The 19,673-nt window shown below is 71.6% G+C and carries 15 protein-coding genes and 1 pseudogene; 8 read left to right on the top strand and 8 right to left on the bottom strand.

The features are described from left to right. Nucleotides 1-21: 21 nt before the first annotated feature. A pseudogene (gene tnpA, locus AB0O28_RS23460) lies at nt 22-371 on the top strand (IS200/IS605 family transposase). Nucleotides 372-496: 125 nt separating this feature from the next. Further along, nucleotides 497-1,285 carry a helix-turn-helix transcriptional regulator gene (locus AB0O28_RS23455; RefSeq protein ID WP_363643469.1) on the top strand — a complete coding sequence of 263 codons (789 nt, stop codon included), beginning with the start codon at nt 497-499 and terminating at the stop codon, nt 1,283-1,285. Here AB0O28_RS23455 and AB0O28_RS23450 read toward each other — a convergent pair. Next, on the bottom strand, nt 1,282-4,239 hold the full coding sequence (locus AB0O28_RS23450; protein ID WP_363643467.1) for a hypothetical protein: 2,958 nt from the start codon (nt 4,237-4,239) through the stop codon (nt 1,282-1,284). The two genes, AB0O28_RS23455 and AB0O28_RS23450, sit on opposite strands and share 4 nt — an antisense overlap. A 2-nt stretch (nt 4,240-4,241) precedes the next feature. Beyond that, entirely contained in the window at nt 4,242-5,039 is a 798-nt protein-coding gene (locus tag AB0O28_RS23445) for a DUF3027 domain-containing protein (RefSeq protein ID WP_363643465.1), read from the bottom strand. Nucleotides 5,040-5,146: 107 nt separating this feature from the next. Between AB0O28_RS23445 and AB0O28_RS23440 the strand changes: the two genes are divergently transcribed. Beyond that, nucleotides 5,147-6,406 carry an MFS transporter gene (locus AB0O28_RS23440; protein WP_363643463.1) on the top strand — a complete coding sequence of 420 codons (1,260 nt, stop codon included), beginning with the start codon at nt 5,147-5,149 and terminating at the stop codon, nt 6,404-6,406. 138 nt (nt 6,407-6,544) lie between these two features. On the opposite strand, the gene AB0O28_RS23435 is transcribed toward AB0O28_RS23440, so the two are convergent. Further along, complete coding sequence (locus tag AB0O28_RS23435) at nt 6,545-6,943, bottom strand: cold shock domain-containing protein (protein WP_363643461.1); 399 nt, start codon at nt 6,941-6,943, stop codon at nt 6,545-6,547. A gap of 197 nt (nt 6,944-7,140) precedes the next feature. On the opposite strand from AB0O28_RS23435, the gene AB0O28_RS23430 reads away from it, so the two are divergent. The 3 genes from AB0O28_RS23430 (at nt 7,141) to AB0O28_RS23420 (ending at nt 11,846) form a co-directional block, all read left to right on the top strand. Beyond that, on the top strand, nt 7,141-9,501 hold the full coding sequence (locus AB0O28_RS23430) for a helicase-associated domain-containing protein (RefSeq protein WP_363643459.1): 2,361 nt from the start codon (nt 7,141-7,143) through the stop codon (nt 9,499-9,501). Between the two features lie 47 nt (nt 9,502-9,548). After that, complete coding sequence (locus AB0O28_RS23425; protein ID WP_363643457.1) at nt 9,549-10,091, top strand: hypothetical protein; 543 nt, start codon at nt 9,549-9,551, stop codon at nt 10,089-10,091. Nucleotides 10,092-10,190: 99 nt separating this feature from the next. Then, the gene (locus AB0O28_RS23420) at nt 10,191-11,846 is read left to right on the top strand and encodes a DNA repair helicase XPB (RefSeq protein ID WP_363643455.1); all 1,656 of its coding nucleotides are present in this window, start codon (nt 10,191-10,193) and stop codon (nt 11,844-11,846) included. Between the two features lie 564 nt (nt 11,847-12,410). On the opposite strand, the gene AB0O28_RS23415 is transcribed toward AB0O28_RS23420, so the two are convergent. Next, the gene (locus AB0O28_RS23415; protein WP_363643453.1) at nt 12,411-12,719 is read right to left on the bottom strand and encodes a hypothetical protein; all 309 of its coding nucleotides are present in this window, start codon (nt 12,717-12,719) and stop codon (nt 12,411-12,413) included. Nucleotides 12,720-12,856: 137 nt separating this feature from the next. Between AB0O28_RS23415 and AB0O28_RS23410 the strand changes: the two genes are divergently transcribed. After that, the gene (locus tag AB0O28_RS23410) at nt 12,857-14,842 is read left to right on the top strand and encodes an AAA family ATPase (protein WP_363643451.1); all 1,986 of its coding nucleotides are present in this window, start codon (nt 12,857-12,859) and stop codon (nt 14,840-14,842) included. Next, nucleotides 14,839-15,267, top strand: coding sequence for a GNAT family N-acetyltransferase (locus tag AB0O28_RS23405; protein ID WP_363643449.1), 429 nt, complete (start codon nt 14,839-14,841; stop codon nt 15,265-15,267). Before AB0O28_RS23410 ends, AB0O28_RS23405 begins: the two co-directional genes overlap by 4 nt. A gap of 77 nt (nt 15,268-15,344) precedes the next feature. On the opposite strand, the gene groL is transcribed toward AB0O28_RS23405, so the two are convergent. The 4 genes from groL to thrC all read right to left on the bottom strand — a co-directional run bounded on the left by groL (nt 15,345) and on the right by thrC (nt 19,673). After that, nucleotides 15,345-16,967: a chaperonin GroEL gene (gene groL, locus AB0O28_RS23400; RefSeq protein ID WP_363643447.1), complete on the bottom strand. Its 1,623-nt coding sequence runs from the start codon at nt 16,965-16,967 to the stop codon at nt 15,345-15,347. A gap of 666 nt (nt 16,968-17,633) precedes the next feature. Then, complete coding sequence (locus AB0O28_RS23395) at nt 17,634-17,834, bottom strand: cold-shock protein (protein ID WP_030509192.1); 201 nt, start codon at nt 17,832-17,834, stop codon at nt 17,634-17,636. A 255-nt stretch (nt 17,835-18,089) separates the two neighbouring features. After that, nucleotides 18,090-18,365, bottom strand: a complete 276-nt coding sequence (locus AB0O28_RS23390) for a MoaD/ThiS family protein (RefSeq protein WP_363643445.1) — start codon at nt 18,363-18,365, stop codon at nt 18,090-18,092. A gap of 45 nt (nt 18,366-18,410) precedes the next feature. After that, nucleotides 18,411-19,673: a threonine synthase gene (thrC, locus tag AB0O28_RS23385; protein ID WP_363643443.1), complete on the bottom strand. Its 1,263-nt coding sequence runs from the start codon at nt 19,671-19,673 to the stop codon at nt 18,411-18,413.

The raw sequence follows: 19,673 nt of genomic DNA, 5'->3' as shown, positions 1-19,673 counted from the left end.
GTTTCCGGCCGGCACACCCCTATGGTTTCCGTGACCACGTTCCGGCATCGGGTGTTCACCGGTGCCCACCTGGAGCGCATGAGGCAGATCATGTGGAACGTCTGTACCGACGTGGACTGCGAACTGGCCGGCTCCAACGGCGAGGCCGGCCACGTGCACCTGCTGGTGAACATCCCGCCGCCCTGTCCCGCCTCGCCAACTCGTTGAAAGGGGTGTCCTCCCGGCGGATGCGGACCGAGTTCCCCGAACTGGCCCGCCACTACTACCGGGCGAACACGCTGTGGTCGGGCTCCTACTTCGCCGGGAGCGTGGGCGGCGCACCGATCAGCGCCCTCAACCAGTACATCGAGCAGCACAACCGCCCCGTCTGATCTGCTAAGACGCCGATCCGCCTGACGGCGAACCGGCTTTCCCTGTCCCGCTACGCGGGAGAGTCCGCTTCACCCCCGGCCTGAAGACCGGAGCACTGCGGACGAATCCGGTAGCATCGGCGGCCATGCACGCCGTCGGGGAACTGTTGCGGCGCTGGCGGCATCACCGGCGGCTCAGCCAGCTGGATCTCGCGATCGCCGCCGACGTCTCGGCCCGCCACGTCAGCCTGGTGGAGACCGGCAAGTCCCACCCGAGCGCCGACATGATCCTTCGGCTCGCCGAACAGCTCGACGTGCCGTTGCGCGAGCGCAACCGGCTGTTGCTCGCCGCCGGCTTCGCACCCCGCTACGCCGAGCGGCCGCTCGGCGGGGACGCGCTGTCGGCCGCCCGGGATGCGATCGGGAGGGTCCTGCGGGCGCACGAGCCGTACCCCGCGCTGGTCGTCGACCGCCGGTGGAACATCGTGATGACCAACAGCGCCCTCGACCCGTTCCTCGCACACGTCGCGCCCGATCTGCTGCGGCCGCCGGTCAACATGGTGCGGCTCGGGCTGGACCCGCGCGGGCTCGCTCCGCACATCGTCAACCTGGCCGAGGTGCGTGCGCTGCTCCGTGTCCGGATCGGGCGTCAGCTCGTCGTCGCTCCCAGCGCCGAGCTGACCGCGCTCTACGAGGAGTTGCTGGCTCCCGGCCCGGGCCGCGAGGACGCGCGGCACCCGATCGAGTCCGAGATCGCCGTTCCGATGATCTTCCGCTTCGGCGGACGGGAACTGCGGCTGTTCTCGACCACCACCACGTTCGGCACGCCGATGGACGTCACCCTGGACGAGGTCGCGATCGAGTCGTACTACCCCGCGGACGCGGAGAGCGCCGCGTACTTCACCACGCCCGGCCGGGTCTCCTACGAGGCTTAGATCGAGGCCGTGGGGTCGAGGTCGGCCTCGGCGAGCAGCAGGGGGACCCGGGCGGGGTCGCGGAGCAGCGCCGCCACGGCGAGGCGGTCGCCCCACTGGCCGGCCGCCCAGGCGAGACCCCTGGCCAGGCCGTCGACGCCGGTGGCGTGCACCACGCCCTCGTAGAACCGCCACGGCACCGGCCTGCCGTCCACGAGCAGCTCGTCGTGCTCGACATACGTCGAGGGCGCCGCGGGCAGCAGCGAGCGCACCTCGGGCGGCACGGGCCTTTCCGCGCCGGTCGAGGTGACCGCCCCGGTGACCTCCTCCCCGGCGAGCGGCAGGTCGAGCACCTCCGACAGCGCCTCGGCGAGGTCGAACGGCGCGAGCACGAGCGGCCGGTCCTCGACCAGAGGGAGCAGGTCGGGCGCCTCCACCACGACCGGGCCGTCCTCGACGTCCGCGACCGTGACCGTGCCCTTCAGCACGGCGCGTACGGCCTCGGGCGGGCTCACCCGGGCGGGATCGACGGCCGCCAGCGCGATCCACAGGGACCGCAGCTGGGCCCGGTCGACCTCCGCAGACGTGTCGGCCAGCAGGTCGAGCAGCTCTTCCGGGCCGCCGTGCGAGCCGAGCAGGTCGGCGAGGGTGGACCGGACGCCGATCATCGTCAGCGCGGTCTCGTCGATCCCCGCGGGGGCCTCGCCGTACAGGCCGAACAGCAGCGGGTCGCCCGCCGGGAGCCGCAGCTCGGTCGGCTTGCGCCCGCCGAGCACCGGGTGCCGCGACAGCCACCAGGCCGTGTACGACGGCACCTCCACGGTCTGTCCCGCCGCGATCACCCGCATGGGCCGCAGGGCGGCGCGCAGCGGGGGCCGCGACAGCAGCGCGAGCGCGTTCTGCCAGTCCGCGACATACTCCAGGTCGCGGACGGCGGTGAACTCCCGGACCACCGGCGGCACGTCGAGATCGGCGTCCAGCAGGCCGGGCAGCAGGTCGAGCACGGACTCCAGCCACTCGTCCTCGAGGTCGAGGTCGTGGTCGCACTCGGCGGGGTCGAGCAGCACGTCGGAGTCGTTGACCACGGCGAAGCCGTCGAGCACCCCGGCCGCCGCCAGCACGTGCGGGCCGAACCTCTCCACCAGGTCGGGCGCGGCGACGCCGAAGGGCACCTCGGGGTCGATCAGACCGGCCAGCGAGCCCTCGGCCAGCAGCAGCTCGCCCGCCGCGTAGAGCTCGCCGTCGGCACCGCGCAGCGCCAGCTCGGCCAGCCACGGGGCCTCCCCCGCGGTCAGGCCCGCCGCGTCGACCAGGGCGAGCACGGCCTGGGCCACCGGCTCGGGGTCGGCGCTGTTCAGCGACTCGGACACGGCCGCGTGGGTGAGCGGGTCCTCCAGCACCGTACGCGGGGTCGCCTCGGCCGCGCCCAGCCGCAGCAACAGCGGGTGGACGGCGTCCGGATGGACGATACGCAGCCCGAGCGGCCCCAGCAGGGAGGGGTCCAGGGAGCCCTCGGTGGAGAGCACGAGCGTGCCGCGCGGGCCGCGCACCAGGCGGCCGTCGGCCAGCGGCACCGGGATGGCGCCGATCGCCTCCAGGTCGTCGGCGGGCAGCACCTCATACAGCGACCGCCACCACGCCGGGTCCTTGTCCTCCACGGCCTCGCCGGACAGCATGTCGACGACGTCGGCCAGGTCGACCCGGCGCACGCCGAGCGTGGTCAGGGCCGGGCGCCGGGAGGCCCAGCCCGCCGGCAGCAGCCCGGGGACGATACCGGCGACCTTCGCGAGGAACTCGGCCGGCCCCTCGACCGCCCTCGCCTCGCTGCCGGGCACGACGCCGTCGCAGATCGTCGGCAGCAGCGGCGTGTCCGGCAGGGCCTCGACGATCTCCCGCCTGATCGCCGCATCGAGCGCGCCCTTGCCCATCAGGCCGGGCACGAGACCGAGCAGGTCCGGGGTCGCCGGCAGCTCGCCCAGCAGCCGCACGTACGCCGCCGCGGCCCGCGTGACCAGGAAATCGGCGAGCGGTCCTGGGGCGACGTGCCGCCGGTCGGTGGTCATCGGGAACGACGCGATGAGCAGGGCGGGCAGGTCGAGCGGCTCGTCGCTCGGCGTCGGCGCGTGCACCACGCCCGGCACCACCCCCGGCATGTCGCCGCGGCGATCGACGGGGACGGCCCAGCGGACCTCCCAGTACGGCCGGGCCCGCTCCTCGGTCGGCCGGTCGGCGAACAGCTCGGCCACCTGCTCCGGGGTGAACGTCCCCGAGTCGGCGACCACGTGCCAGCCCTCGCCCGTGATCGTGCGGGTCCGCCCGTCCACCTCGATCTCGACGGTCTCCAGCGCCGGCATCGACAGCGGCAGCGCGGGCCCCGCCTCCTCCAGCATCCGCCGTACGACCTGCTCGGCGGCCTGGTCGCGCAGCGGGAGCCGGACGACCGTGTCGTAGCCCTCGGGCACGTCGAGCGTGTCCTCGGGGAACGGCAGGCGCAGCAGCGGGACGTGCCCCTCGCGACCCTCGAGCTCGGCGGCGAGCTCCGGCCGGGCCGCGACCAGCCCGGCGGTCTCCTCACGAGACCACCGCACGCCTCCGGTGGCGCGGGAGGCGATCGCGGGCGCGTCGGTGACCGACACCACGGCGGCGAAGCCGACGCCGAATCGGCCGGCCGCTCCCGCCTCGTCCTTCTTGCCCGAGACGCGCAGGGTGCACAGGCCCTCGACACCGGCCTGGTCGAGCGGCGCGCCGATGTTGGCGGCCAGCAGCACGCCGTCGGCGAGCGTCAGCCGCAGGCGGCCCGGCACACCGGCCCGCATCGCGGCGTCGGCCGCGTTCTGGGCGAGTTCCACGACCAGCCGGTCGCGGTAGCCGCCGAGGGCGAAGTCCTCCTCGGCGTTGGCGTCCTCGCGGAAGCGTGCGGGTGAGGCCGTCCAGGCCGCGAGAACGGTGTCACGCAGGCGCGCGGTATCGAACATGATCAGACGTGGCCCAGGGGTTCGGAGCCGGCCTCGTCCGCCGAGCCCGGCTCGATGATGTCGTATCCCAGGTCGTCCAGGATCGGCGGCGCCGAATCCGTGACCATCGAGGGAACGGTGGTCGCCTCGGAGTGCGCCCCGCAGCCGTGGTCGGCCGACACCACGCGGCCGTCGTCCGGCGCGTACTCGTTGGTGCAGACTCCGAAGCCGAGGCCCAGCGCTCCGGCGAGCGGCCAGTAGAAGCCGCAGGTGGAGCATTGGGCGGGGGCGGCGTTCGCGATCGGGGTGTGCGGGCCGGACTCACCCGCCCGCCAGCGCCGCGCGGCCAGGTCCCGGCCGAGCACCGACAGGACGCGGGCGCGTCCCAGTCCCAGCTCGAAGGCCATCTGCTTGTCGATGTCCTCGTCGGCGGAGGCGAACCCGGGCACGAGCCGGTCGTCGTCGGCCTCGGTCGGCAGCAGGTCGCCCACGCCGAGGTCGCCCGGGAGCAGCCGCTCGTTCCACGGCACCCACGCGGGCGCGAGCAGCGCGCCCGCACCGGGCAGCAGCACGGTCTCGCTCACGGTTACGACGCGCGCACGGGAGGCACGGGTGACGGTGACCGCCCAGCGCCAGCCGCGGTAGGCGCGGTCGAGGCACTCGAAGTAATGGGTGACGACCCGGTCGCCCTCGTTGTCGAAGCCCAGGTGCTCTCCCACCTCCCCGGGACGCGCGGTCTCTTCCGCGGCCCGGCGGGCGAGGTCGACCGCCGCCGCACAGGCCTGGTCGACTGGAGTGCTACGGATTCGGGTACGACTCACACTCCATTTTCACCCACGCCGCGAGCGGACCGCACCGACTCGATGGGCAAATCTTGAAAGGACCCTCGGTGCCTATGGTGAAGATTTGGGCGAAAGTCGCGGGTGTTGTGAGAGCGCCGGCGCGGGCGACGCGCCGTCTCACGCACGCCCAGGGAGCGGGCCGCACCGGTCTCGGCCACCTCATCGAGCTGACGGCCGCCCATTCGGCCGGAGACGCGCTGGTCACCGTGGCCCTCGCCGGGGCGCTGCTGTTCGGGCTGCCGGTCGGCCAGGCCCGCGGTCAGGTCGCGGCCTACCTGCTGATCACGATGCTGCCGTTCGCGGTGGTGGCGCCCTTCGTCGGGCCGGTTCTCGACCGGCTCCGCTCGGGCCGCCGCTACATCATGGCCGGCACCCTGCTGGCGCGGGGCCTGCTGTGCTGGGGGATGGCCGGCGCGATCCACACCTCCGACGCCGTCACGCTGTTCCCTTCGGCGCTCGCCGTGCTGGTCCTGTCGAAGGCCTACAACGTGTCCCGGGCGGCGATCATGCCGAGCGTGCTGCCCGCCGACATCCCGCTGGTGACCGCCAACGCCAGGGTCGCGTTGTTCGCGCTGGTCTCGGCCGGCGTCGGCGCCGGCGTGGCCACCGGCCTGTCCGCCGCCGCCGGAGCCGACTGGGTGCTGCGCGGCGCCGTGCCGCTGTTCCTGCTGTCCGGGGTGTTCGCCGTACGGCTGCCGCGGCACGTGGACGCGCCCGACCTGGAGGAGGACGAGCCGCGGCCCCGCTGGCGCACCGTGCTCAATTTGGGCCCGGTGGTGGGCGAGGCCATGGGCGCCAACGCCGCGATCCGGGTGCAGTCGGGCTTCCTCGTGTTCTTCCTGCTGTTCCTCGTGCAGGACGGCCACCTGCGCGGCGTGGACCCGAAGGTCGCGCTGGCGCTGCTGGCCGTCGCCGCGGGAGCGGGCGGCCTCGTCGGCGCCGCGGCCGGCTCCTGGTCGCGCTCCCGGTCGCCGCACCTGACCGTCATGGCCACGCTCGCGCTGGCCACGCTCGCCACCGTCGCCGCGGCGTTCTTCTTCACCGTGTGGACCGCCGCCGCCGTGGCACTCGTGGGCGCGTTCGCCCAGGGCCTCGGCAAGCTCGCGTTCGACGCCATCGTGCAGCGCGAGATCGGCGAGGAGGTGCGTTCCTCGGCGTTCGGCGTCGCCGAGACACTGCTTCAGATCGCCTGGGTGCTCGGCGGCCTGCTGGGTCTGGTGATGTCGCTGTTCGTGGCCGGTCCCGCCGGGCTCGGCGTGATGTCCGCCGCCCTCGCGCTCTCCTTCGGCCACCTCGTCACGCTCCGCCGCCGCAGGCTCGCCGCCCGCGCCGCCGCGGTCACCTGAACTCCCGGGGCACATGATTACCGGGGCGCCCGAACTTTCGCGGCACGTTTGTTCTCCGGGGGCCCGCCGCCCACGCCCACGAGGCCGGGCGGCGGGCGTCACTTCCCGGGCGCCGACTACGCGTCGGCGACGCGTCGACTATGCGTCGAGATCGTCGGCCACGGCGCGCAGCACGGTCGCGATCTTCTTGGCGTGCGCCGCGTCCGGGTGCTTGCCCCGCTGGTAGGAGTTGGAGATGTCGTCGAGCAGTTTGATCAGATCCTCGACGATGACGACCATCTCGTCGGGCTTCTTCCGCTTCGCCTTGCCCTTGGCGGTCTTGGCCAGCGTGGGGGGCTGGTCGATCACCCGCACCGAGAGCGCCTGCTGGCCGCGGCGGCTTTCGGCGACTCCGAACTCGACCTTCTGCCCGGGCTTGAGCGCCTCGGCGCCCTTGGGCAGGGCGGAGGAATGCACGAAGACCTCACCGCCGTCGTCGCGGGTGAGGAAGCCGAAACCCTTGTCGGCGTCGTACCACTTGACCTTGCCACTCGGCACAGGGGTGACCTCGTTCAGACTGTCGTGAAGGTGACTGGATGTAGGTTATGCCCAGAGAGAGCCCCCGTGGACCCACCAAAGGGCCAATGAAGCATCCCGTGACGAGATTCTTGTGGATCTTCTCCGTGAGTGCGCGAAACCCCTGCCGTACGGGCGCTCAGGCGGCCGGATGAACGCGCCGCCCTACCATGGAGAAGATGACGGGCACGGACTTCAGCGAGTGGTTGCGCGGCCGTTCCGACGAGCGGCTGCGGGCGCTCGTGGCGGCGCGGCCCGAACTCGTGACGCCCGTCCCCGCCCACATCGACGGCCTCGCCGCCCGGGCCTGCAGTCCCTCGGCCATCGGCCGCGCGCTCGACCGGCTCGACCGGTTCTCGCTCGCCGTGCTGGAGACGCTGGCCCTGCTGCCCGGCCCCGCCACCCGGGAAACCCTGCTGCCGCCGCTCCGCCGCGCCGTTCCGGATGATCAGGACGACGAAGCGGTCGGGGCCGCTCTCGACGCCGCGCTCGACCTGCTGACCACGCGTGCTCTGGCCTACGAGTGCGAGGGCGCGCTGCTGCCCGCGCCGGGCGTGGCCGACGCGCTCGAGCCGCCGGCCGCCCTCGGGCCGCCGGCCGCCGAGGTGTTCCGCCACCACGCGCCGGAACGGCTCGACGTGCTCCTGCGGGACGTCGACCCGGCGTACGAGGATGGGGCGCAGGCGGACGGCAGGGAGCGTCTCGCGGCGCTGCTGGCCGAGCCGACGACGGTCGGCCGGCTCCTGGACGAGGTCTCCCCACAGGCCAGAACGGCCCTGGACGGGCTGGTCTGGGGCCCGGCGACCGGGCGGCTGCCGAACGCCCGCCGCGAGGTGGACACGGCGAGCGCGCAGTCGCCCATCGAGGAGTTGCTGGCCCGCGGGCTGCTGGGCGCGACCGGGGAGGAGACCGTCGCGCTTCCCCGCGAGGTCGCCCTCGTGCTGCGCGACGGCCGCGTGCACCGCGATCTGTCCCCCGGCCCGCCCGCTCTGGACGGCGCCGTACGCGACCAGGACCTGGCCGACCGTACGGCCGCCGGCCAGGCCTTCACGTTCGTGCGCACGGTCGAAGAGCTGTGCGAGGTGTGGAGTGTGGACCCGCCGGGCGTGCTGCGCGCGGGCGGCCTCGCCGTACGCGACCTCAGGCGGACGGCCCAGCTCCTCGACCTGCCGGAGTGGGCGGCGGGGCTGGTCGTCGAGGTCGCGCACGCGGCCGGGCTGGTCGCGGCGGGCGAGGGGGAATGGCTGCCGACGGGCGGCTACGACGGCTGGCGGATCAAGGCCACCGAGGACCGGTGGGCCGTGCTCGCCCGTGCGTGGGCCGCGATGGAACGCGCCCCCGGGCTGATCGGCGAGCGGGACGACCGGGACCGCCCGCTGAACGCCCTCCACCCCGACCTGCGCAGACCGGGGGCCGCGCAGACGCGGGCGCGGACGCTTGCCGTGCTGGAGTCCGCGCCGCCCGGCCTCGCGCCGACGCCCGAGTCCGTGCTGGCCCGCCTCGCGTGGGAGCAGCCCCGTCGCCGCCCCGCGCTGCGCGACAGGCTCGTACGCTTCGCGCTGCGCGAGGCCGAGCACATCGGCGTGACCGGGCTCGGCGTGCCGTCCTCACACGGCCGGGCGGTGGCCCGGGGCGACGACACGGCCGCGAGCCTGCTCGGCCCGCTGCTGCCCGAGCCGGTCGACCACGTGCTGCTGCAGGCCGACCTCACCGCCGTGGCGCCCGGCCCGCTGACCACCGGCCTCGGCCGCCGGCTGGCGCTGATGGCGGACGTGGAGTCCAAGGGCGGCGCCACGGTCTACCGGTTCGGCGAGCAGTCGGTCCGACGGGCGCTCGACGCCGGTCACTCCGCCGACGACCTGCTCGCCGTGCTGGAACGGCACTCGGCGACCCCGGTCCCGCAGCCGCTGAGGTACCTGGTGACCGATGTCGCCCGCCGCCACGGCCGGATCCGGGTCGGCGCCGCGTCGGCGTACATCCGGTGCGACGACCCGGCCCTGCTCGACGAGGTGCTCGCCGACAAGCGGGCCCACCTGCTGCGGCTGCGGCGGCTCGCGCCGACCGTGCTGGCGTCCAAGACGTCGCGGGCCGCGCTGGTCGACTCGCTGCGGGCGATGGGGTACGCGCCGGTGGCCGAGTCGCTGGAAGGCGACGTGGTCGTCGCGCGGGCGGACGCCCGGCGGACCGAGGGACAGCTCACCGCCCGGGTGACCGCGAACACCGCGCCCGACCCCGAGGTCATCGACGCCGCCGTGCGCGCGATCCGGGCGGGAGACGCGCGGCGGACGCCCGTGGATGCACCGGAGGGTGAGGTGCCGCACTCCCCCTCCACCACCACGATCAGCGCCCTGCGGGAGGCCATCCGTCAGGGAACGCGGGTGTGGATCGGCTATCGGGACTCACAGGGCCACGCCACCAGCCGCATCCTCGAACCGGCCAGGATCGAGGGCGGCTTCCTCACCGCGTACGACGAGACCCGGGCGACCGTCCATCGCTTCGCCCTACATCGGATCACCGGCATCGGCGAGATCGGAAGATGACCTGTTCGTGGTAAACCTTGAGATCTCCCGTAGTAAAGGATTTCAGGGTGACGACTCCAGAGCAGCCGGGGCAGGGACCCCAGGATTGGCAGACGCCGTCCAATCCCTATGGACCGCCGTCCGGCTCCAATCCTTATGGACCGCCGTCCGGCTCCAACCCCTATGGCCAGCAGCAGTACGGACCGTACGGAGCACCGGCCCCCGACCCGAACCAGCAGTACGGGCCGTACGGGACACCGAACCCCGACCCGAACCAGCAGTACGGGCAGCCGGGGCCGAATCCGTACCAGCAGCAGCAGTACGGCTACTACCCGCCCGGTGGTTACCCCCCGCGGCAGGAGGGCCCGCGCACGCACGCGATCGTGGCCCTCGTCGTCAGCATCGTGCTGTCGTTGAGCTGCTACGTGACCCTCGGCGGCATCGCCGGGGCGATCCTGTCGGGGATCGCGCTCAGCAAGGTGGACACGAACCCCGATCAGGCGCGCGGGCTGCTGAAGTGGGCGTGGATCGCCATCGGCATCAACGTCGTGCTGGTCGTGCTGGGGGTCGGCGCGGTCATCTGGGCCGGGATCAACGGCCACCTCGACTGATCGCGGGCTGATCGCACCCCTGCGGCATTCGCGAGACCGGGACTGATTCGGCCCGGCCTCGTGTTTGATATGCGGTAAGCCGTACGAGGGGGGCAGGCATTGAGTGACGGGCCGCTGATCGTTCAGTCGGACAAGACGCTGCTGCTGGAGGTCGACCACCCGAGGGCGGACGAGTGCCGCAAGGCCATCGCCCCGTTCGCGGAGCTGGAACGCGCGCCCGAGCACGTCCACACCTACCGGGTCACCCCGCTCGCGCTGTGGAACGCCCGGGCCGCCGGGCACGACGCCGAGCAGGTCGTCGACGCGCTGATCGGCTTCAGCCGCTACCCCGTGCCGCACGCGCTGCTCGTCGACATCGCCGAGACCATGGCACGGTACGGCAGGCTGCGGCTGGAGAAGCACCCCATCCACGGCCTGGTGCTCACCAGCACCGACCGCGCCGTGCTGGAGGAGGTACTGCGCTCCAAGAAGATCCAGCCGCTGGTCGGGGATCGCTACGGCGCCGACATCGTCGCCGTCCACCCCTCGGAGCGCGGCAACATCAAGCAGACGCTGCTCAAGCTCGGCTGGCCGGCCGAGGACCTGGCCGGATACGTCGACGGCGAGCACCACCCCATCGACCTGCGCGAGGACGGCTGGACGCTCCGGCCCTACCAGAAGGAGGCGGCCGACGCCTTCTGGCACGGCGGATCCGGGGTCGTGGTGCTGCCGTGCGGCGCGGGCAAGACGATCGTCGGCGCGGCGGCGATGGCGCACGCCCGGGCGACGACGCTGATCCTGGTCACCAACACCGTCTCGGCCCACCAGTGGAAGCAGGAGCTGCTCAGGCGTACCTCGCTGACCGAGGACGAGATCGGCGAATACACCGGCACCAAGAAGGAGATCCGCCCGGTCACGATCGCCACTTACCAGGTCATGACGACCCGGCGGCAGGGCACCTACCGGCATCTCGAGCTGTTCGACGCCCGCGACTGGGGGCTGGTCGTCTATGACGAGGTCCACCTGCTGCCCGCGCCGATCTTCCGGATGACCGCCGACCTGCAGGCCCGCCGGCGCATCGGCCTCACCGCCACGCTCGTGCGCGAGGACGGCCGGGAGGGCGACGTCTTCTCGCTCATCGGGCCCAAGCGGTACGACGCGCCCTGGAAGGAGATGGAGAACCAGGGCTACATCGCGCCCGCCGAGTGCGTCGAGGTGCGGGTGACGCTCAGCGACGACGAGCGCCTGGCCTACGCCATGACCGAGAGCGACGAGCGCTACCGCTTCTGCTCGACCACGCCCGCCAAGACGAGGGTGACCGAGGCGCTGGTGCGGCGTCACGCGGACGAGCAGGTGCTGGTCATCGGGCAGTACATCGACCAGCTCGACGAGCTGGGCGAGCACCTGGACGCGCCGGTCATCAAGGGCGAGACGAAGGTCAAGGAGCGCGAGCGCCTGTTCCAGGCGTTCCGCGACAAGGAGATCCGGGTGCTGGTGGTCTCGAAGGTCGCCAACTTCTCCATCGACCTCCCCGAGGCCGCCGTGGCGATCCAGGTCTCCGGCACGTTCGGTTCGCGCCAGGAGGAGGCCCAGCGGCTCGGCCGCGTGCTGCGTCCCAAGGCGGACGGCGGCGGCGCACGCTTCTACTCCGTGGTCAGCCGCGACACCGTCGACCAGGAGTTCGCCGCGCACCGGCAGCGGTTCCTGGCCGAGCAGGGCTACGCCTACCACATCATCGACGCCGACGACGTGGGCGAGGAGGACCCGGCGCTCTGATCCCCTGGGCGAGGAGGACCCCCGCGCGCTGATCCCCCCGGGCGCTGATCCCCCCGGGCGGGGAGCCGGGGCGCACGACCTGGCACAGGGCCCGTGGCGGGCGCTGGGCCGGGCGGGGGCCGAAAGGCCGGCCGAGCTCAACCTGCCCGCTCCGCTCCACCCACGAGAATCTCCGTGGGTGGGGCGACGGCACGGCGAGCGCGCCACCTGGACCGGGCGGCAGGGCGTGTGTCACTCAGACGCAACCCAGTCGTGTCCTAGGTCCAGGAAATGCCCTTGGGCCTTGTCACCACATCACCCCCTCGTGCCTAACCCTCACATGAAGCAGTCGTGATGGCGGCAATACCCAGCAGACAAGGCGAATCACACAATATGCGCATTTTTCGTCTTAGTTCTGGTTTCTGCTGCCCGTTACCGCGCGCCGCCGATGAACCCCTACGACTCATACAACAGGACGTTCTAGGACAAATCACCCCACTGCCGCATGCCGTTTCCCCGGCAGCCCGATAGTGGAGCGCTCCACCATCGTCGCCGGAAGGTTTCCGGGCCGGTCACCGGACTCGGTCATTGCACGGCGAGGCCGCCGACGAACAGCACCCCCACCGCGACCGCCCAGACCACCACGGCGACGCCGTACAGGGACTCGCGCCGAGCGAGCCAGGCCATCCCCGTGAGGCACGCCGCGACCACGGCGACCACGACGGACACCGCGATCACCGAGGCGATCCGGTCCGCGCACCCCGGCGACGGTTCCAGGCTCGTCTCGCAGAAGGCCCGCCTGCCCCAGTCGCCGAATACCGCGAACCCCCACAGCGTGGCGAGCAGCAGGCTCGCCGCCGCCGGGATCGCCGGAGGAACCACGGTGCGCGTCACCCGGGTACAGATACCCGCCCGGGGAAACGGCGACACGCGCGAGAAATACCGTTTCGGCATCGGGGCGTCCATCGCTAAGCTCTTGTGCTTCCCGCTTCCACCAGCCCTGTCCTCGCCATGCCCTGAGGAGTTTTCGTATGCCCGGAAATGTGCTCGAAGCCGAGCGCGCCCATCTCGCGGCCTCCCGCGCCGCACTGCGAGCGATGCGTGAGCACGCGCTGTCGCTGTCGGCGGACGCCGCCGGCGACTGGGTGTCGCAGCAGGTCCTGCAGGGCCTGCTCGACCAGCGGGTGGCCGCCCTAGCCGATCACCCCGACACTCCGCTGTTCTTCGGCCGCCTGGACCGCGCGTTCGACGACGACCTGCCGACCACGGTCTACGTCGGCCGCAGGCACGTCCACGACGAGAGCAGCCGCCCGCTCGTGATCGACTGGCGCGCCCCGATCTCACGTGCCTTCTACCAGGCCGGTCCCGCCGACCCGATGGGTATCAGGCTGCGCCGCAGATTCGGCTACCAGGGCGGCGACCTCACGGCGTATGAGGACGAACCGCTCGACGGCCGGGCTCTCGGGCAGAGCAGGCTGCTCACCGAGGAGATCGAGCGGCCCCGCACCGGCCCGATGCGGGACATCGTGGCGACCATCCAGCCGGAGCAGGACGAGATCGTCCGGGCCGACCTCGGCGTGACCGTCTGCGTGCAGGGCGCGCCGGGCACCGGCAAGACCGCCGTGGGCCTGCACCGCGCGGCCTACCTGCTGTTCACCCACCGGGAGAAGCTGTCCCGCGCGGGCGTGACGATCGTCGGCCCCAACCGGGCCTTCCTCGCGTACATCTCCTCGGTGCTTCCCGCCCTGGGCGAGGTGAAGGTCGACCAGAAGACGGTGGCCGGCGTCCTCGGCGACCACGCTCATCCCGAGGACCCCGCGGTGGCGGCCGTGAAGGGCGACGCCCGCATGGCCGAGGTGGTGAAGCGGGCGCTGTGGCTGCACGTCACGAAGCCCGTCGAAGGGGTGCTGTTCACCAAGGGCGTCAACCGCTACCGGGTGCCCGACCACGAGGTCCGCGAGATCGTCGCCTCGCTGCGCGGCACGACGAGGTACGGCCCGGGACGCGCCACCCTGGCCCAGCGCCTCGCCCACGCCGTGCTCGTCCAGATGGAACGGCGCGGCGAGTCGCCCGACGACCGGGTGCAGGACGCGGTGGCCCGCTCGAAGCCGGTCAAGGCCGTGCTCGACGCCGTCTGGCCGAAGCTGACCCCCGAGCAGGTGCTGTTCCGGCTGCTGTCGGACGCGGAGTTCCTCGCCAGGGCCGCCCGGTCGGACCTCACGCCCGAGGAGCAGCAGCTCATCGTGTGGCGTAAGCCGTACAAGTCGCACCGGTCGGCCAAGTGGACGGCCGCCGACGCGGCGCTGCTGGACGAGCTCGGCGACCTGATCGAGCGGACCCCGTCACAGGGGCATCTCGTGGTGGACGAGGCGCAGGACCTGTCGGCGATGCAGTTGCGCGCGCTCGGACGCCGCTGCCGCACCGGATCGGCGACCGTCCTCGGCGACCTCGCGCAGGGCACCACCCCTTGGTCGGCACGCTCCTGGAAGACCGTACTCGATCACCTCGGCCAGCCCGGGGGCGAGGTCACCGAGCTCACGCTGGGCTTCCGCGTGCCCCGCGAGATCCTCGACTTCGCCGCGCGGCTGCTGCCCTCCGTCGCGCCCGAGCTCGCCCCGCCGCGCTCGCTGCGCCCCGGCGCCGGCTCCCTGTCCGTACGCCGCGAGGCCGACGTCGCCGCCGCCCTCCCCGAGGCCGTGCGGCAGGCCCTCGCGCAGGAGGGCTCCATCGGGGTCATCGCGGCGGACTTCGCCCTCCCCGCGCTGTCGGCGGCCCTGGAGGCCGCGGCGGTGCCGCACACGGTGCTCGGCCCGGACTCGACGGGCGACGACCGGGTGCTGCTGATACCGGCGACGCTCGCCAAGGGTCTCGAGTACGACCACGTGATCGTCGCCGAGCCGGCCGCGATCGCGGAGGCCGAGGAGCGCGGCCTCGCCCGCCTCTACGTGGTTCTCACCCGGGCCGTGACCTCCCTGGCCATCCTGCACAGCCGCGAGCTGCCCGAGGAGCTGCGATGAACGCACCGGACGTACGAATCCGCAACGGCGTCTCCGAGGACGTCGAGACCGTCCTGCGGTTCTGGCGTGAGGCCGCCGAGAACACCGACAGGCACGACGACGCCGGCAAGGTCGTGGCTCTGATCGAGCGCGATCCCGAGGCGCTGCTGATCGCCGAGATCGACGGCCGCATGGTCGGCACGCTCATCGCCGGATGGGACGGCTGGCGGGCCCACCTCTACCGGCTCGCCGTGGACCCCGCCCACCGGCGCATGGGCATCGGTTCACGGTTGATCGAAGCCGCGGAGGAGCGGTTCCGGGCGTTCGGCGCGTTCCGCGCGGACGCGATGGTCCTGCACGACAACGCCCTGGCGCACCACGCCTGGACGGCGGCGGGATACGCGATGCAGACCGACTGCGCCCGCTGGGTCAGGCGCCTCACCTGAGCCTGGGGCGAAAACGGGAAAGGGCGGCTCCCCCGAGGGGGAACCGCCCTTCCGCTGAGACGAAGCAGGCAGATGGATCAGAAGTCCATGTCGCCGCCGCCGGGCATGGCGGGGGCCTTCTCCTTCTCGGGCTTCTCGGCGATGACGGCCTCGGTGGTCAGGAACAGCGCCGCGATGGACGCCGCGTTCTGCAGCGCCGAGCGGGTGACCTTGGCCGGGTCGATGATGCCGGACTCGAACATGTTGACGTACTCGCCGGTCGCGGCGTTGAGGCCCTCACCAGCCGGGAGGTTGCGGACCTTCTCCACCACGACGCCGCCCTCGAGGCCGGCGTTGACGGCGATCTGCTTCAGCGGCTCCTCGAGGGCCTTGCGGACGATGGCGGCACCGGTGGCCTCGTCGCCGTTGACCTCGAGCTTGTCGAACGCGTTGGCGCCGGCCTGCAGCAGGGCCACGCCACCGCCGGGGACGATGCCCTCCTCGACCGCGGCCTTGGCGTTGCGGACGGCGTCCTCGATGCGGTGCTTGCGCTCCTTGAGCTCGACCTCGGTGGCCGCGCCGGCCTTGATGACGGCGACGCCGCCGGCCAGCTTGGCGAGGCGCTCCTGGAGCTTCTCGCGGTCGTAGTCGGAGTCGGTGCGCTCGATCTCGGCGCGGATCTCGTTGACCCGGCCGGCGATCTGCTCGGCGTCACCGGCGCCGTCGACGATCGTGGTCTCGTCCTTGGTGATGACGACCTTGCGGGCGCGGCCGAGCAGGTCGAGAGTGGCGTTCTCGAGCTTGAGGCCGACCTCCTCGGAGATGACCTGGCCACCGGTGAGGGTGGCGATGTCGCCCAGCATGGCCTTACGGCGGTCGCCGAAGCCCGGAGCCTTGACGGCCACGGACTTGAACAGGCCGCGGATCTTGTTGACGACCAGGGTGGCCAGGGCCTCACCCTCGACGTCCTCGGCGATGATGACCAGCGGCTTTCCGGACTGCACGACCTTGTCGAGCAGCGGCAGCAGGTCCTTGTTCGCCGAGACCTTGGAGTTGACGATCAGGATGTAGGGGTCCTCGAAGACCGCCTCCATGCGCTCCGGGTCGGTCACGAAGTAGCCGGACACGTAGCCCTTGTCGAAGCGCATGCCCTCGGTGAGCTCGAGCTCCAGGCCGAAGGTGTTGCTCTCCTCGACGGTGATGACGCCTTCCTTGCCCACCTTGTCCATCGCCTCGGCGATGAGGGCGCCGATCTCGGTGTCGGCGGCGGAGATGGAGGCGGTGGAGGCGATCTGCTCCTTGGTCTCCACGTCCTTGGCGAGCTTCGACAGCTCCTCGCTGACGCGCTCGACCGCGGCCTCGATGCCCTTCTTCAGCGCCATCGGGTTGGCGCCGGCGGCCACGTTGCGCAGACCCTCGCGTACCAGCGCCTGGGCGAGCACGGTAGCCGTCGTGGTGCCGTCACCGGCGACGTCGTCGGTCTTCTTGGCGACTTCCTTGACGAGCTCGGCGCCGATCTTCTCCCACGGGTCCTCGAGCTCGATCTCCTTGGCGATCGAGACACCGTCGTTGGTGATCGTGGGGGCGCCCCACTTCTTCTCCAGCACGACGTTGCGGCCCTTGGGGCCGAGGGTCACCTTCACGGCGTCGGCGAGCTGGTTCATACCGCGCTCGAGACCGCGCCGGGCGTCCTCGTCAAACGCGATCATCTTGGCAGCCATTAGGCTAGACCTCCCAGTAGCAGGGTGTCTTCAACGGACCGAGCCGACGCCCGCGACGGCTTGGACCCGCTATCCCTGCGCGGGCCCCATCGCCCCGATCCCGGTTGTTGTCACTCTCGACCTCAGAGTGCCAAACAAGTATTTAGCACTCTCCCCCTGAGAGTGCAAGCGGAAGCCACTCTGACCAGCTTGGACGGTATGTCCAGAACAGCCCAGCAGGCCGCACCGAGCGAGCCGTCGGGGCGCGCCGCCGGTCTGGACTGAGGAGCTGCGCGGGAGCGAAGCGACCAAGCAGCGACGAGGGCCGCGTCCCCGGCGCGCCTCCGCCGGAAGTGAGCGCCCCGACGAGCGAAGCGGGGAACACCGAGCGAGCCGTCGGGGCGCGCCGGCGTCTGGACTGAGGAACGCGCGCAGCGAGGAACGAGCGAGCACGTGACGAGGGAAGACGCTGGGAGTGAGCGCCCCGACGAGCGAAGCGGGGAACACCGAGCGAGCCGTCGGGGCGCGCCGGCGTCTGGACTGAGGAGCTGCGCGGGAGCGAAGCGACCAAGCAGCGACGAGGGAAGACGGCGGGTGTGAGCGACCCGGCGAGCGAAGCGGGAAATACAGCGGAAGGCCCGGCTCGCGGGGGCCGCGAGCCGGGCCTTTCGATGGTCGTTGACGGGATCAGACGGCCCGAACGGCCTCCGCCTGTGGGCCCTTCTGACCCTGCGTGATGTCGAACTCAACCCGCTGACCCTGCTCGAGGGCCTTGTAGCCGTCCATCATGATTGCCGAGTAATGGACGAACACATCCTTCCCACCGTCTACCGCGATGAAGCCATAGCCCTTGTCCGCGTTAAACCATTTGACGGTGCCCTGCGCCACTTCCGACTCCTCTTGCTGGGCTGGGGACCACACCCAAGAAGCCCCCGGTTTCGTCGATCGTCCTCGACCATACCCGCGTCAAGGCGTAGGACAACAGAGTCAATCCGCAAACTACTACTTGGCGTTCGCTCAAAGCGGTACCGAAGAATATTCACTTTACCGGTGAATAGTTGAGAGCTGCACCTTTTGTCATAGCACCGTATGACTTCTTCACGGTAGAAGTGCACTTCAGGTGCTCAGCCCCGGTGCGGCGGCTCAGCCTCCGGCGACGGCGGGGATGACCGAAATCTGCACCCCGTCCGGGGTGGCGGTGTCGAGGCCGTCAACAAATCGGACGTCCTCTTCCCCAACGTAGACGTTGACAAAACGCCGAATCTTGCCCGTCTCGTCCAGGATGCGCCCGCCGATGCCGGGGTAGTCCGCGTCCAGCTTCTGCAGGACCTCGCGGAGCGTTCCCCCCTCTCCGCTCACCTCCGCGGCTCCGTTGGTGTACGTCCGGAGAATCGTCGGAATCCGTACGGAAACGCTCATTGTTCGCTCGCTTTCGTTGCTGCCGATGGGCCTTGTGAAACGCTTTCAGTTGGCGAATGCCGCACGGAACGCGTCGAGAGAGGGGCGGATGACGGCCGTGGGACGGGCGTGCTCGGCCACCGCGTCGAGCGTCTTGAGCCCGTCGCCGGTGTTCAGCACCACGGTCTCGGCGTCGGGGTCGAGGCGGCCCTCGCGCACCAGCTTGCGCAGCACGCCGACCGTGACGCCGCCCGCCGTCTCGGCGAAGACGCCCTCGGTCCTGGCCAGCAGGCGGATCGCCTCCACCACCTCCTGGTCGTTCACGTCCTCCACCGCGCCACCGGTCCGCCGGGCGATGTCGAGCACGTACGGCCCGTCCGCCGGGTTGCCGATCGCCAGGGACTTGGCGATGGTGTCGGGCCGCACCGGCTGCACCACGTCCTGCCCGGCCTTGAAGGCCCGGGAGACCGGCGAGCAGCCCTCGGCCTGGGCGCCGAAGATGCGGTAGGGCCGCTCCTCGACCAGCCCCAGCTTGATCAGCTCACGGAAGCCCTTGTCGATCTTGGTGAGCTGTGAGCCCGAGGCCACCGGGATGACGATCTGGTCGGGCAGCCGCCAGCCGAGCTGTTCGGCGATCTCGTACGCCAGCGTCTTGGAGCCCTCGGCGTAGTAAGGCCGGAGGTTGACGTTGACGAAGCCCCACTTCTCGCCCAGCTCGTCACCGATGAGCTCGGAGCAGAAGCGGTTCACCTCGTCGTAGGTGCCTTCGAGGGCGACCAGGCGGCCGCCGTACACCGCGGCCATGGTGACCTTGGCCGGCTCCAGGTCGGCGGGGATGAACACGCAGGAGTCCAGCCCGGCCCGGGCGGCCGCCGCACCCACCGCGCCGGCGAGGTTGCCGGTGGAGGAGCACGACAGGGTGTGGAAGCCGAAATTGCGCGCGGCCTCCAGCGCGATCGAGACGACCCGGTCCTTGAAGGAGTGCGTGGGGTTGCCGGAGTCGTCCTTGACGTGCAGCGACCGCAGCCCGAGCTCGGCCGCCAGCCTGTCGGCCTTCACGAGCTTGGTCCAGCCGGGCTGGAGGTTGGGCTTGGCCGCCACGTCGGCGGGGACGGGGAGCAGGGAGCGGTACCGCCAGATGTTCGCCGGGCCGGACTCGATGTCCTCCCGGCGGATCTCGCCGAACTCGTACGCCACCTCAAGTGGGCCGAAACACTCCGTACAGGCGAAGATCGGGCCGAGGTCATAGAGAGCGCCACACTCGCGGCACGAAAGACCGGTGGCGGGGCCGAACTCGACGGGGTTAGCGGCAGTGCTGGTGTGCGCCAT

Origin of the sequence: Microbispora sp. NPDC088329 (assembly GCF_040685655.1) — a bacterium.
Taxonomy (GTDB): domain Bacteria; phylum Actinomycetota; class Actinomycetes; order Streptosporangiales; family Streptosporangiaceae; genus Microbispora.
Note: the sequence above shows the minus strand (reverse complement) of the source record. Positions and strands in the feature narration are given on the sequence as shown.